This window comes from Psychrobacter sp. CX10, assembly GCF_057621575.2.
Genome location: NZ_CM177736.1, coordinates 2,915,426 through 2,929,221 on the forward strand (window position 1 = coordinate 2,915,426; position 13,796 = coordinate 2,929,221).

Annotated in this window: 10 protein-coding genes and 1 pseudogene; 8 read left to right on the top strand and 3 right to left on the bottom strand. The window is 38.1% G+C overall.

The features are described from left to right. Positions 1–329 precede the first annotated feature (329 nt). From AC21OH_RS11825 to pnp, 7 genes and pseudogenes are all read left to right on the top strand, one after another. Positions 330–740: a ribosome-binding factor A gene (locus AC21OH_RS11825; protein ID WP_487369775.1), complete on the top strand. Its 411-nt coding sequence runs from the start codon at positions 330–332 to the stop codon at positions 738–740. Between the two features lie 151 nt (positions 741–891). Continuing rightward, positions 892–1,884 (top strand): tRNA pseudouridine(55) synthase TruB, encoded by a 993-nt coding sequence (gene truB, locus AC21OH_RS11830; RefSeq protein ID WP_487369774.1) that lies wholly within the window; start codon positions 892–894, stop codon positions 1,882–1,884. 621 nt (positions 1,885–2,505) lie between these two features. Beyond that, positions 2,506–3,036 (top strand): annotated as a pseudogene (locus AC21OH_RS11835) (type 1 glutamine amidotransferase domain-containing protein). Between the two features lie 63 nt (positions 3,037–3,099). Next, entirely contained in the window at positions 3,100–3,258 is a 159-nt protein-coding gene (locus AC21OH_RS11840) for a hypothetical protein (RefSeq protein WP_487371492.1), read from the top strand. Positions 3,259–3,408: 150 nt separating this feature from the next. Then, positions 3,409–3,579: a hypothetical protein gene (locus tag AC21OH_RS11845; RefSeq protein ID WP_487371493.1), complete on the top strand. Its 171-nt coding sequence runs from the start codon at positions 3,409–3,411 to the stop codon at positions 3,577–3,579. A 192-nt stretch (positions 3,580–3,771) separates the two neighbouring features. Continuing rightward, the gene (gene rpsO / locus AC21OH_RS11850; protein ID WP_486535125.1) at positions 3,772–4,038 is read left to right on the top strand and encodes a 30S ribosomal protein S15; all 267 of its coding nucleotides are present in this window, start codon (positions 3,772–3,774) and stop codon (positions 4,036–4,038) included. Between the two features lie 548 nt (positions 4,039–4,586). Next, complete coding sequence (gene pnp / locus AC21OH_RS11855; RefSeq protein WP_486535124.1) at positions 4,587–6,692, top strand: polyribonucleotide nucleotidyltransferase; 2,106 nt, start codon at positions 4,587–4,589, stop codon at positions 6,690–6,692. A gap of 1,368 nt (positions 6,693–8,060) precedes the next feature. Here the strand turns inward: pnp and AC21OH_RS11860 are convergent. The 3 genes from AC21OH_RS11860 to AC21OH_RS11870 all read right to left on the bottom strand — a co-directional run bounded on the left by AC21OH_RS11860 (position 8,061) and on the right by AC21OH_RS11870 (position 11,936). Next, positions 8,061–9,050: an HNH endonuclease gene (locus tag AC21OH_RS11860; RefSeq protein WP_487371494.1), complete on the bottom strand. Its 990-nt coding sequence runs from the start codon at positions 9,048–9,050 to the stop codon at positions 8,061–8,063. Between the two features lie 443 nt (positions 9,051–9,493). Continuing rightward, complete coding sequence (locus AC21OH_RS11865; RefSeq protein ID WP_487371495.1) at positions 9,494–9,739, bottom strand: YheV family putative metal-binding protein; 246 nt, start codon at positions 9,737–9,739, stop codon at positions 9,494–9,496. A 1-nt stretch (position 9,740) separates the two neighbouring features. Then, positions 9,741–11,936, bottom strand: coding sequence for a M3 family metallopeptidase (locus AC21OH_RS11870; RefSeq protein WP_487371496.1), 2,196 nt, complete (start codon positions 11,934–11,936; stop codon positions 9,741–9,743). A 654-nt stretch (positions 11,937–12,590) separates the two neighbouring features. Between AC21OH_RS11870 and AC21OH_RS11875 the strand changes: the two genes are divergently transcribed. Next, a complete protein-coding gene (locus AC21OH_RS11875; protein ID WP_487370174.1) occupies positions 12,591–13,703 on the top strand; it encodes an AOC03_06830 family ribosome hibernation factor in 1,113 nt (370 codons plus the stop codon). Positions 13,704–13,796: the final 93 nt, after the last annotated feature.

Here is a 13,796-nt window from a genome sequence, read left to right on the forward strand (position 1 = left end):
GCGTTTGACATAGATAGGTTGTTTATCAGAAAGCTATTATTTTTACGATTAATGATTAATGATTAATGATTAGTGTTAGTGGTATTGTATAGTTTGCGAGTAGTTGAGGAGTTTGAGGCTATATAGATTTTAGGCTATATAGAATTGTCTTTTACTGGAGTATTCGCTGTACCCATTAAAAGTGGACGACGAATTGCTGATTAAAGCTCGGTTTGCAACGCTTATTATGTTTAACAAGTACCATTTGACAACCACTATCATTCTTACACCCCTAGTTTAAACTAACGTTTATATTCAAACTAACGCTTATAGCTTTAAGGAACGAACTCATGAACCAAAGAATGCAAAGATTGGGTGACCAAATTCAGCGAGAACTTGCTGTGCTTATTCGCGATGACGTCAATGATCCACGTCTAACCGGATTTGTGACCATATCTAGTGTTAAAGTCAGTCCAGACTTGGGCTACGCCGATGTTTATGTAACTATCATGGAGCCTGAGCTTAATGATGCGATGAGTAAATATAGCCATGAAGAGAGTCTAAAAGTCTTAAATAAAGCAGCAGGATTCTTGCGTACAGAATTAAGTCATAGTCTAAAAACCCGTACTACGCCACGTCTTAGATTCCATTATGACGAAGTCACCGCTCGCGGTAATTACATGATGGATTTAATCAATAAAGCAGTGACCAAAACTGAACAAACCTCATCTGAATCAGATGATGACCATCAGCACGATTAAAACGATTAGCCTCATTAAAATAAGAAGCTCGATTAAAGACAAGCAGTACGATTAAAATAAACGTGTTGAACGGTATATGTTAACTGTAAAATACTATTGGTTTATAAATACTCTTGGTTTATAAATAGTATTGCTTTTTGAGTAGATAAATATGACAAACAGCAACAAAACTCAATTATCTGACAAGATACGAGTATCTGGCGTAGTACTGATAGATAAGCCACAAGGACTAACGTCTCAGCAAGTCGTGTCAAAAGTAAAATATCTACTCAAGTCACCAGAGTATAATAGTAAGAAGGCAGGACATACAGGCACACTCGACCCGATGGCGACAGGGCTTCTTCCTGTTTGCTTAGGTGAAGCTACCAAATTTAGTCATTATCAATTGGATGCTTATAAATCGTATCAAGCGGTGGTTAAACTTGGAGAACAGACAGACACAGGGGACGCCGAAGGGCAGGTGATTGCTAAAAAGACCATACCTGAACTCTCTGTACAGGATCTTGAGAAGGTAGCCCGTCAGTTTACAGGGGATATTAAGCAAATACCGCCGATGTATTCAGCACTAAAAAAGCAAGGTAAAAAACTATACGAATATGCCCGAGCTGGTATCGAAGTCGAACGTGACGCTCGGCCTATTACTATTGATGAGCTGACCTTAGCCTTTGGCGATAGTCAAGATGAACTTGTATTGAACGTTTGCTGCTCAAAGGGTACTTATGTGCGTGTGCTTGGCGAAGATATTGCCACAGCGTTGAATACTCTAGGGCATTTGGTGGCGTTACACCGTACCCAAGTCGGTCATTTTAATATTAAGGATGCGATCACACTGACGAAGTTAGAAGCGCTTGATCACCCGCAAAGACTGGCTCAGCTATTAAGCATTGATGTGTGTATACCAAATGTACCCAAACTTATTGTCTCAGACAGTGAGTGCGCTCGTTTACATATGGGTCAGCGGTTAAATGTCTCACCCGCCATCGATACCACGCTAGCAGCTTATATACAAAATAAATTAAGTGATAGCCCTTTAGAAACACAAACCGTTGATATTAGGCTCTTTGATACGGCTAATAATTTTTTAGGTCTTGGTCAGCTAGAGCAAAATGGTCGTTTACAGCCTAAAAAAATGATACAACGATAATCTTGTTTGTCGTCATCTCAATCCTATTTACTCATATCCTAACAAGCTGATATTTTAACAAGATAGTAATAAAAAAACGTTCATGCGTGTCTTATATCTGCGTATCATATGTTCATGTTATTACAACTAAAATTTACTATCGCTAAACACAAGTCACATTCTCATACATTCGCTTGCAACTTACCCCTATAGAAATACGCTAATTCTCGCTACTATTAAGATCATAATTAATTAAAAATATATAATCTATATCAAATCAATCTTACTTAGCTAATACACACCAAGTAAGATTATAAATATAAATAAAAAAATTAACTGATTATAAATCAAAAAATATAACTATAAGATTTTATAGATAATAATTATAAAAATAATATGAACGTATATAACAATAATAAACTTATAAAAAAATATATTTAAGCAGCTATTTAAGTAGCTCTTCAAGTCTTTATAAATATTATCTAGAACTAATAACTATAAATACTATCTAAACTGATTATATGGTTGATAAATATCAATTTTTAACATCAGTGATCAGCCTGTAGTAATCAGCGCGATTTGCCTAATATAACTCTAAGCCTACAATAAATATAAAAACATGATTTGTATGGAGACAGACCAATGAGTAAATCAATTGCTTTTTTATTGCATTCATATTTTGAGAAGTCTGAATACGCTCAAGTAAATAAATTGCTTGAAGACAAAGGCTATAAAACGGTTCTAATTACTTCTAGCGATGACAAACAAGTCCAGTCAATGGAAGGCGACGTTGATAAGGCCGATATTTATATCGCTGATTTATTTCTCAAAGATCCAAGTCCAGAGGATTATGATGCGGTGGTCTTACCCGGTGGTACGGTCAATGCTGATACTATTCGCGGTAACGAGCAGGCGCAAAACTTTGTTAAAACGCTATTTAACTCCGGAAAAGTTGTTGCTGCTATTTGTCATGCCCCGTGGTTATTAATTAACGCAGGGTTGGCTAAAGATAGAACGCTAACTGCTTATCAATCTCTCGAAACTGATATTTAAAATGCTGGTGGTACATTTGTTGATAAACAAGTACAAAAATCAGATAACATTATTACTTCAAGAAATCCTGATGATATTGAAGCTTTTGCGAATGCAATCGATCAGGCATTAAGCCAATAATAATTAATAATACGAAGTTAGATTTTTAAATCATAACTATTCATAACTATAAGGATTAAAATTATGCCAAACGATAAGAAATATGAACAACAGCAACCAGACGCAGAACTAACTGGTTTGAAAAACCAAGTAGAAGGTAACCTAGGGCACAACAAAGATAAAAGTCCTGAAGAAGCGGCTGAAGGCTTTGCTGAAAATCTTGAAAAAGAACATAAAAAATAAAATATTAAAGAAACTTGTATAAATATTATATTTATACAAGTTTTGTTTTATAAGTATTCAATACATCTATTTTAGATAAATATTTAGAACTACCTGTATTAAAGCTACATGATAAATTGGTTTAACTAATCTAGTACAAGGGATTAATCTATGAGTAATAACAAAGTTAGTAAAGAAGAATTAGAAAAAGTGCAGAACGAACCTATCGATAAGCCTATGGATGAGCAGATTCCTGATAGCCTAGCAGAAGCATCCACTGCGGCATTAGATGATGACGCACTGGGTGGCCATGCGACACAAGATGGTGTTTCAGATAAATAAACCTTGAAGAATTTATCATCATTCCTATATTCATTAATTAAGCCATATATCTAGGAAAAAACTACTCACATAGGAGTAGTTTTTTTGTTATAATAAGAGGCTTACCTAGTCGTTTTTTTAGGTCATCTCTAGTAATGCAGGGATGTCCCCAATGAAACAGACTTTATTTTGTATGCATTGCAGGAGAAAGCTATGTTAACTAATACTGACCGTCAACAGATTGTTGCCCAATACCAACGTGCCCCTGGCGATACAGGTTCACCAGAAGTGCAAGTTGCCCTATTAACGGCACGTATCAATGATTTACAGAATCATTTCAAAGCGCATAAAGGTGATCATCACAGCCGCCGCGGTCTAATCCGTATGGTAAACCAGCGTCGTAAACTTTTAGACTATCTAAAAGGTAAGGATTTATCACGTTATGCCTCACTTATTAGTGAATTAGGCTTGCGTCGTTAATTTTCGATATAACCTCAATACGATATCTATTATGAGTATCGTTGAGGTATTTATCAAAATCAATACGCTCATGCCTTTAAAAAAAACGGTGTGAATTATTCACGCCGTTTTTTTTGTATCTTCTTTTTGTATCTTTTTTCGTAGCTATAGTTTGTATATGGATCTTGTATCTAAATATTGAATCTGCAGTTAATGTTCAGAGTTTTATAAGCGTTTACAATTATTAAAGCTAAATATAGTCAGCGAAATACTAAACGGTTACGGTGTTAACCTCGCTCGCCCTACTATAGTAGTACTTGCACTCGGTTGGCTTGTAATCATTTTAGATTTCTTTGACTATATCTAAAAATCCATATCTATAGACTGACTTAAATTGGTCAACTCTGATAAATATCTGTAAAATATACAACGGTCTATGAGGACGACAGGCTTCTAACGTTTACATTAGCAGTTTAAACTTGATAACTTAAACGTTAGAGGCTGTTAAATACCCTCATAAGGCTATAACACCCAATTAAATTAGTAATTAATAAAAATAGGAAAATTAAATGTCGATGTTTAATACAATTTCACGCGAGTTTCAGTATGGCAATGAACAGGTTGTTATCGAAACTGGACGCGTTGCACGTCAAGCAAATTCAATCTTAGTCCATATGGGCGGAGTGTCTGTATTGGTTGCTGCTGTGGTAAAAAGCGATGCCAAAGCCGGTCAAAACTTCTTTCCACTGACTGTAAACTATCAAGAAAAAATGTATGCTGCCGGTAAAATACCAGGTGCCTACGGTAAGCGCGAAGGCCGTCCTACAGAGTTTGAAACATTAACATCACGTCTTATTGACCGTCCAATTCGTCCTCTATTCCCTGAGGGCTATGTGAACGAAGTTCAAATCACCGCAACAGTTGTTTCAAGTGACAAAAAGCACTATGCAGACATCGCAGCCATGATTGGTGCCTCTGCCGCTTTAGCTATATCTGACGCACCATTTAATGGCCCTATCGGCGGTGCACGCGTAGGCTTTATCGATGGCGAATATGTGCTTAACCCATCGATTGAAGCGCTGCAAAAAAGTGATCTTGACCTAATCGTTGCGGGTACCAAATCAGCGGTATTAATGGTTGAATCAGAAGCTGCTGAATTGTCAGAAGACCAAATGCTCGGCGCGGTATTATACGGCCATGAGCAGCAACAAATCGTTATTGATAACATCATTGAACTTGCCAAAGCAGTGGGTACAGAAAAACAAGAATTCGAATCACCACAACTTGATGCTGACCTAAAAGACAAAGTTACCTCGCAGTTTGGCGAGCAAGTTGCTGAGGCGTATTCAATCAGCGATAAGCAAGATCGTTACGAAAAGCTTGATGAGATCAAAGCATCGGCGATAGAGGCGTTAGCGGGTGATCCTGAATCAGAAGAGTTTGCTGATAACGAAGCCAAAATCAAAGACATTTATAACGATCTTAAGTACCGTACCGTTCGTGATGCGATTCTATCTGGCAAACCGCGTATCGATGGCCGTGATCTAGATACTGTACGTGCCCTTGATATACAAGTGGGTGTCTTGCCATATACGCACGGTTCAGCCTTGTTTACTCGCGGCGAAACTCAAGCATTAGTGACCACGACACTAGGTAACACACGTGATGTGAATCTAATTGACTCATTAGCGGGTACAATTCAAGATCACTTTATGCTGCATTACAACTTCCCACATTTCTCAGTGGGCGAGACAGGCCGTGAGGGTGTGCCAAAGCGCCGTGAAATCGGTCATGGCCGTCTGGCTCGCCGTGGTGTACAAGCCATGCTACCTGATAGCGACCGCTTCCCATACGTTATCCGTGTCGTATCAGAGATTACTGAATCTAACGGGTCATCGTCTATGGCGTCAGTATGTGGTGCAAGTCTTGCATTAATGGATGCCGGCGTACCGATGAAAGCACCAGTAGCAGGTATCGCGATGGGTCTTGTGAAAGAAGGTGAGCGTTTTGCCGTCTTATCAGATATCTTAGGTGACGAGGATCACTTAGGTGACATGGACTTTAAAGTAGCGGGTTCAAAAGATGGTATCACTGCCCTTCAAATGGACATTAAAATTGAAGGTATCACGCCAGATATCATGGAAAAAGCGCTAGAGCAAGCCCATGCAGGTCGTATCCATATCTTGAACGCTATGAATGAAGTATTGCCAGCTAGCCGTACTGAAATCAATGCACATGCACCAAACTATGCGGTTATCGAAGTTAAAGCTGACAAAATCCGTGACGTAATTGGTAAAGGCGGCGCAACGATTCGTCAGCTAACCGAAGACACAGGCGCGGTAATTGACATCGATGACAGCGGCACCATTCGCATCTTCGGTGAAAACAAAGCAGCCACCAAAGAAGCCATCCGTCAGATTGAAGCGCTCACAGCAGAAGTCGAAGTTGGTAAAGTGTACAAAGGTACGGTTGCTCGTGTTGTGGACTTCGGTGCATTTGTCACCGTATTACCCGGTACAGATGGATTGGTTCATATCTCTCAAATCGCTGAAGAGCGCGTTGAGAATGTCTCTGACTACCTAAGCGAAGGTCAAGAAATCAACGTATTGGTACAAGACGTTGATAACCGTGGCCGTATTAAACTGACCATGAAAGGCGTTGAGCAAGACGCATAGTCCTACCAAAATATCTGATTAGCGTTGTTAAGCTTGCTTAGCCTACGATGCGTAGTACTGTCACAAGTTTGCCTCGCTCATTAGACTTTTGATAAGACTGTCTGACTTATCGATTAACACAAAAAATGCTCCCATTTGGGAGCATTTTTTTGTGTTTAAAGTTTATAAGTGGTAGCTGGTCTCGCTTTTCGCTACTATCTTGGCTTACACTAGGTGATTCGCTAAGCTTTAACCCGTTCCTGCTACCGCGATAACGGTTTAAAGCAATCGCATCAACCTAGTGCTACACCAAGTATATCCGCTGCAATCGAGGCTAATAAGCCTTGTTAGGGCATAGTGCATCTAATTTTTTGATAAATCTTATTCATAATCTGAAGTTGTATGGTGTCGCCATGCACACCTATTGCATTGAATAAACTAAATGGTGCGCGGGGCGCACCCTACTGGAACTTGTAGACTATTTTAGTAGCTGGCATTTATTCAAATAAGTTTATTTGCTTAAAAGTTTTTTCAAAATTATCTAAAGCAATCGTAGCGTGGGTGTAACCCTGCGAAACCCACATATTAAAATCCCTTGTATTAGCGCTAACGTTACTGTAGCTGTATTTAAATTCATGTTTAGAAGTTTAACTGAACTCTTAATGAAACCGTTAGACCACCAAAATAACCTAAAATTAATACTTAACTTAAAAACGATTGGTAGGTTGGTGTCGAGGCAACGAGACCCAACACATTATGAATTAAAACCGATGGGTGTCGTTCCTCCACTAACCTACGCGCTACGTCGCTAAAAATGTAGAAACGTTAATCGATATCAACCTGTAATGTAGCTCGAATGTAATGACTCACAACCGTTTCTAGATCAGTCACCATAATAAAACTTTGTTCTGATCAATTTATTCAGCTTCGTAACGATAAATTTTGCAGCTTAAGTTTTACAACATTGGTTATAACCAAACATGAGTATTGACCCACTATTCATTATTCTTATAAGTGAGTTATTAGTCGGTAAAACAAAGCAGGAGGGGGTTGCGCTGTAAGGAGACGATTTTATAACTATGGCGATAATCATATAGGGTATGTACTGGGGTTTATGCCTGGGTTTGCTAACATAGATCTAGATATCTTAGATATGTACTTTAAGGATGATATAGTGAATCGGGTTGGGCAACATGAGTCGTAAGGTTATGTTTTAGGGGTAATAGTGGGTTTAGAGTAGCGCAGATGTTTTGCAGTGATACTCAACTATCAATAATTCTTGTTATAAAACAAAGTTTAGCTTCGATAGTTAATAACCTTTAAATTTTAAAGAATTTAAAGAAATAGGCGAAACAAGTAATAACTTATGGCCATTGTTGCACACAGTTTTTATAATTTAATTTTGTCAGTTTTGTCACGATTACAATCATAACAAGTTAGACGGATATTATGCTCTTCGGAACTTCCTCCTTTTGACACAGGTATAATATGGTCAAACTCAACTTCATCGTCTCTTAAATGTTTGGAACATTCTTGACAAGTATGGTTGTCCCTTCTTACAACACGAATTTTTGTCTTAAATGAAATATATCTGCCTCTTCTTCTTTTCTCACTTGTTTCTGTGATAGATTCTCCGACAAATACTACAGGACAAATATGTCCGAAAATATTGCATGACATTTCTTCAACCTCTTTTGGAATAAATTCAGGATATTCCTCAGGATTGAAATCTTTTATAGAATCTTCAAAATATTGTTTTCTTATTGGATCTAATTCTCTTCTTAAATCATCTTTTCCCATTGTTAAAGCAATTTCTAATTCTTTAATTTTTTTATCAATTCTTTTTTGCAGGTCAGGTGTGATTTCAATTTCCATAACTTCGTCAAGAAGTTTTTTTCTATGTTCTTCTTCACTCTCGTCTAGAGGGAAAGGAACTCGATAAGTTTCAAAGTTGTCATATGGGGTTTGATATAATTCAAATAATTTCAAATTCTTCTCAACACCTTCTTTTATTACTTCCTCATCACTTAATTCCCTGTAAATTTCTGGCAATAGTAAATACGGATGTTCTTTTAGTATATGGAGCTGTTCCTTTTTTTCCTCAAGTTGCTCTTGTGTTAAGTCAATTACTGAACCAATTAGATTGGTTTCAAGACAATTTTTCAAATACTCATTGTGTCTTATAGCTTCATCTTTCGTAGCTCCAACTAAAGGTGATTGCTCAACAAATGGTCCATAAGGACAATACTTCAATTCCCAGCAAGGTTTGCAAACTTGACTTGTCTTTCTTTTCCAAGCAGCTTTAAATTCCTTGTCAGACATATTTTCATTAAAACCAAGGGTCTTTTTTATAGAGCTATGAATCTTCTTTTTTGACATGATTAAGTTTACAATTAATAAATATTTAGGATTATTTATAAATATCTTAAGGGATATTGAATAAAAAAACTAGTAATTATCAATGAGTTTATGCAACAAAAAAGCCTTACCTATTAATCAAATGTTACCAGCTAAATCCATACCTACATTATTCAAGGCTATTCTTTTTAATTAGTACGATAGGCTCAAAGCTTAGATTACGAAAACAATATGTGGAAAAAGTTTAAGCTTTTGTTTTTGTGCGAGGGACGAGCACCGAGTAACGCCATGCAAAGTAGACTACCCATGACTCGCATATTTCTCCCTCTCTAAAATGCTCCGATGTGGAGGCTAGTCTTTTTCTTTTTTTTCTTTTCAATATTTATCTTACGTAAGATAGTCGCCCACAAAAAAAGGGCTGAACGCCCTTTTTTGTTCTTATAGCCGAAAACCTACTTAATAGCCTATTCTAAAAACTTCACCTTACCCGACGTGCCTGTAGACATCGCATCATTGGCTAAGCTGTTTTTCTCGGCAATCTCATCTGGATCAGGACGGCGCTCGATATGACTACATTGAGTACATTCGATGTATTCATCGAGCTTAGGCTCAAAGATTTGAACCTGAACCACAACATCCATCGTCTGACATTTTGGACAAGCTACGCCTGCTAAAAACTGACGTTTAGGACGATTAGACTGATAACGCATTTTAGGCCACCTCGCCGTTGTCATCTATAAAACCACCATGACGCAGTAGGGCGTCAATACTGGCTTCACGACCTCTAAAGTTTTCAAAATTGGTTTTAGCCGGTAAGCTACCGCCGACGGCTAAGATATTGTCAAGGAAAGATTGACCAGTGTCTGCGTTAAATACGCCTTCTTCCTCAAAGCGGCTGAACGCATCGGCCGATAGCAGTTCTGCCCATTTATAAGAATAATAGCCTGCTGCATAACCACCCGCAAAGATATGACTAAAGCCATTTGCAAATCGGTTATAATTAGGCGTATCCATAACGGCAACATCTTCTCGTACTTGATCTAAAGTAGCTAAGATGCCCTGATAATCAAGGGCAGGTGTCTTGGCATGAATGAGTAAGTCAAACAAAGCGAACTCAATTTGACGTAACGTTTGCATACCGCTTTGGAAGTTTTTGGCAGCCAATAAAGCCTCAAGCTTGTCTTTCGGCAGTGGCTCACCACTATCCACATGAGCACTGATTAGGTTAATGCCTTCTGAATCCCAAGCCCAGTTCTCTAAGAATTGACTGGGTAGCTCAACGGCGTCCCATTCAACGCCATTAACCCCTGCCACATCTCCTACGCTAACTTCAGTTAACAAATGATGTAGTCCATGACCAAACTCATGGAATAAGGTCAATACTTCATTATGGGTCAGTAAGCTAGGTTTATCTGCTGTAGGCGGCGTAAAGTTACCGACCATAAAGCATACAGGCAGCTGCGAATAGGCGTCATTCGTGCCAGCGTACTCATAACGAGCTTGGAAACCACTCATCCATGCGCCGCCCCGTTTGCCGCTACGCGCATATAGGTCGAAGTAAAAACCGCCTATAAGGTGCTCTTTACCCTCTTCATTGGTATCAAATAATTGATAAAAACGAACGTCTTCATGCCACAAAGCGACTTTGTCAGACATTTCGACCGCTCGGATACCAAATAGCTTATTAACGATATCGAATAAACCCTCAATCACTTTAGGCAGTGGGAAGTAAGGACGAATCTCTTCTTGAGACAGTTTAAATTTGGCTTGTTTCACCTTTTCGGCCAAATAGGCGGTATCCCAAGGTTGAATCTCATCAATACCTTGAGTGGCAGCTTCTTCTTGAAGTTGCTGTAAGTCGCGTTTGGCAGCAGGTTCAGCCTTTTTGGCCAAATCACGTAAGAAGCGTTCAACTTGAGAGGGGCTATCTGCCATTTTGCGAGATAGCGACACTTCTGCATAATTGTCATAACCTAACAGCTCGGATTTTTGAGCGCGTAAGGCCATGATGTCCGCCATAACTTGACTGTTATCTAATGACTCACCTTTGTTGTTTTGATGCTTATCAAATTCAGAGGCACGCGTTACATAGGCTTTATATAAGGTCTGACGCAGCTCACGATCGTCTGCATGGGTCATTACTGCCAAATAAACAGGAATATCTAATGTCGCCACAAAAAGGGGCTCATCGTTTTGAGCCTGTTCGGAGTCAGGGTTTTTGGTTTTATATTGATCCCCAGCCGCTTGCAACATGGCCAGACCACTTTCGGTTAACCCAGTTAGCTGCTCCTTAGTTAAAGGCAGCGCATAGGCTTGGGTAGCATCTAAAATATTATCTGAGAACTTAGCTGATAAAGTAGAAAGTTTACTTTGAATGTCTGCATAGTCACTTTGTTTATCAGCTTCTAAAGCGACGCCTGATAATTCAAAACTTTGTATAGCCAATTCAATGGCACGTTTGCGCGCATCGTCTAAGCTGTCAAATAGCTCTTTATCATGCTTAATGGTTTGATAGCGCTCATAAAGAGGTTTGTTCTGACCCACACGAGTACTAAAAGCAGATAGTAAAGGCAGCATTTCATGGTGTACTTCGCGAATGTCTTCGTTACTCATTACGCTATTAATATGGGATAAAACACCCCAACTACGATCTAAGCTTAAGCCAATATGATCAAATTCTATAATGTCATCTAAAGCTTGCTTGGCAGGCTGAGGTTGCACACTAGACTTTTGTGCATGAGGCTTAGTTTTGTGAAACTCAGCTTCATGGTCTAGGTTGTCCAAAAAGGCATTACCAGATTCGATTGCTTGTTGTATTTGAGTCTTTAGTTGTTCTGGCGTGACGTTGTTAAAGTCGACTAAGTTTAACTTTGGGTCTATCTCTGTAGATTGAAAAGTGGTTTGCATATTGGAGTCCATCACATTGAATTTGATTTATTTTAATTTTCGATTTATAAAGTTTTTTTATATACGTGTTTTTTATATAAGACTTTGCAGATAGCTTGTTAAAAGCACAACAGTTTCAAAATTATAGTCATACCGATTATAGCCATACTTAATATGTTAAGAAATAAATTAAAAGGGTATCTATAACTATTGTGTCTGTCTCTAATTATTGCAAGTCATGTGAAATAGCTATTGAGAGTCAATTAGCCGTTTAATACTGTGTTTGGTTTCATAAAATAGCTAACGCCTAATTAACGAATTATATTAGTTACATAACCATGACAAGAACCGACATAGTGCCAAAATTGTTTACAATCGTTATATAGCAAGGGGAGAGACTCATTGATAGAGTCATATTTGAGCTGAGTTAATTAGCTACTCGATTTTAATTAGCTACTCAATTAACTATTAAATCAAATAAATTTTAATTGATTTAATAATGCTATGTAAGAGTATCGATAATAATAAAATAAAACAGAAAAAAGGTTATTGCATTTTTAATGACTGATTTTTGATCTTAAATTAAACTTATTATATTAATAATTAACGATCAATATTTAATAATAAAGTTAGTGTTTTAATACCTATAAATCAACTATAACAAAGGATTATTCTATGAAAGCGACATTGAAAAGTTTACGTGAAACAACTGCAAATCCAGCAGTTAGTATCTTTGTTAAAACTCATCGTACGTATCCTAATAATGAGCAAGACCATATTGCCCTAAAAAATCAATTAAAAGTTGCTGAAGAGCGCATCACTACTGAATATGATAAGCATGTAGCGAGCACTATTTTAGAAAAGATTCATGCCAAGACAGATGAACTAGATCATAACTATAATTTAGATACCTTAGCTATTTTCGCAAGTGTTGATGATGTGAAAGTGCTGCGTCTTCCTTTTGATGCAAAAGAGCGTGTTATTATTGATGAGCATTTTGCGACTCGTGATTTAGTTCGTGATATGGCAAGCTCAGTTCATTACTATACTGTTGTTCTTGGTCGGGATCAGACACGCTTAATTGAAGCAGCAAACAGCCGTGTGGTTAAAGAGTTTGATGAACACTCTCCTGAACAACAAAATATGGTCAATATTGCGTTTCCTATCGAAAACAATAGTCTATATAAGACAGGTGATGGGGGTTCTGATCGCTCTTCTAATAATGAAGACAGTGCGCGTAGAGAATATTTCAACCGCGTTGACAAAAGTGTTCAGGAGCTTTGGGGCGAGCATCAGATGCCTTTAGTATTGGTAGGTGACACACGCAATATTAGTTATTATAAAGAAGTGTGTGACCGTCCTGAGAACATCATTGGTTCAGTATCAAACGTAACTAAGCTTGAAGACGGTAGTGCGCAGCACATTATTGACGGGGTCCAAGAAGCCGTTGAAGCCTATCGTACCTCACTACATGAAGAAGCACTGGGTGAGATTGATAAAGCCCGCGGCGCTGATATGCTGGTAACAGATTTGCAAGAAGTTTACCGTTCTGCCTTCCAAGGTGCTGGTGAGACGCTATATTTACGTAAAGGCTACATGCAACCTGCTAAAATTGACGAGAAAGCTCAGACTCTAACCCTTGCGGACGATCCTGCTGGTGAAGGCGTAACCGATGATGCTTTGAGTGTAATTATTGAACACGTGATGCATAATGGTGGTAAAGTTGTCTTTATCCCACAAGAAATTATGGGTGATGATCTACCAGTAGCCTTAGTAACTCGTTATTAGTATATTAATGATTTACTTCGACTAATTTTTATTAAGGATAAATTAGTTTTACCTTAGAGTTTAAAGTTTAGGTAAAATTCAGAAAAAACGCTT